Source organism: Nocardia nova NBRC 15556 (assembly GCF_001613005.1).
In the GTDB taxonomy this organism is placed as follows: domain Bacteria; phylum Actinomycetota; class Actinomycetes; order Mycobacteriales; family Mycobacteriaceae; genus Nocardia; species Nocardia nova.
In genome coordinates this window covers 1-1301 of record NZ_BDBN01000191.1, presented here as the reverse complement: position 1 = coordinate 1301, position 1301 = coordinate 1, and the positions used below count along the sequence as shown (strand labels likewise).

Below are 1301 nucleotides of genomic sequence, written 5' to 3'. Positions count from 1 at the left end.
CTTGGGTTCTAGGAGTCGTTGCAACACCCCAGTTCAAGGGGTGCAATGGAGTTCGAGGTTCGACCTGACCGGGGCAGGTCGCGAGGACGTCGCCCGCTGACTGGTGAGCGCGTTGAATACTTGCGTCTCATGGAGCAGGGGCTGGGCAACAAGGAAGCCTGCCGGATTGTCGGGATCAACGAGAAGACCGGCAGGCGATGGCGCAACGGCCGCAACGCGTGTGGCCGGAACAGGACGGCGCTACCGATTCGTTCGGTGGCGCCGCCGTCGGTTCCTGGGAGATATCTCAACGAAGCCGACCGAATCCACATCGCCGACCGGCTGCGTGAGGGCGGTTCGATCCGTGTGATCGCGGCCGAGCTGGGGCGTCACCCCTCAACAATCAGTCGCGAGGTCCGCCGTAACTGTCATCCTGGTAGCGGCGCCTATCGTCCCCACGCGGCCCAGGCCCGCGCCGACGCGCGCCGGCCGAGGCCGAAAGCACGCAAGATCAACACGATTCCCGAACTGCGGCGGTTCATCTCCAGCCGCCTGGCGCTGCGATGGAGCCCCGAACAGATCTGCCAGGCTCTGCGTGCACAATTCCCGCACCGGCCGGAGATGCATGTGGCCCACGAAACGATCTACCAGGCACTCTACGTTCAAGGGCGCGGTGAACTGCGTCGCGAACTGGCCCGCGCCCTGCGCACCGGCCGCACGATACGAAAACCCCACCGCCGCGTCGAGGCACGCCGCCCGCGGTTCACCCACCCGATGGTCATGATCAGTGACCGGCCCGCCGAGGTCGAAGACCGCGCAGTTCCCGGACACTGGGAAGGCGACCTGATCATCGGCAAGAACCAAGAAACAGCGATCGGCACCCTGGTCGAGCGCAGTACCCGCTATGTGATGCTGCTGCACCTGCCACACGGTCGCAGCGCCGAAGCAGTGCGTGCCGCACTGACCGAGACTGTGAAAACCCTTCCCGCGCATCTGATCCGGTCGCTGACCTGGGACCAGGGCTCGGAAATGGGCACTCACCACGCATTCACCCTCGCCACCGACATCCCGATCTACTTCTGCGACCCTGCCAGCCCCTGGCAACGGGGTTCCAACGAGAACACCAACGGCCTGTTGCGTCAGTACTTCCCCAAAGGCACCGACCTGTCCCGACACAGCCGCGACGACCTCGCTGCCGTCGCCACCGAGCTCAACGGCCGCCCACGCAAAACGCTCGGCTGGGAAACCCCAGCCGAGCGTTTGCATAAACTACTCGCGGCCTGACAACCGACCACGTGTTGCAACGACCCCAAGAATCCGCC

At 65.0% G+C, this 1301-nt stretch carries 1 protein-coding gene; it reads left to right on the top strand.

The features are described from left to right. Positions 1-45: 45 nt before the first annotated feature. The gene (locus tag NN2_RS35660; RefSeq protein WP_063019670.1) at positions 46-1263 is read left to right on the top strand and encodes an IS30 family transposase; all 1218 of its coding nucleotides are present in this window, start codon (positions 46-48) and stop codon (positions 1261-1263) included. Positions 1264-1301 lie beyond the last annotated feature (38 nt).

Bases quoted from the DNA above. Each gene is read 5' to 3' on its own strand.
- NN2_RS35660 (WP_063019670.1), top strand. From the start codon at position 46: ATGGAGTTCGAGGTTCGACCTGACCGGGGCAGGTCGCGAGGACGTCGC.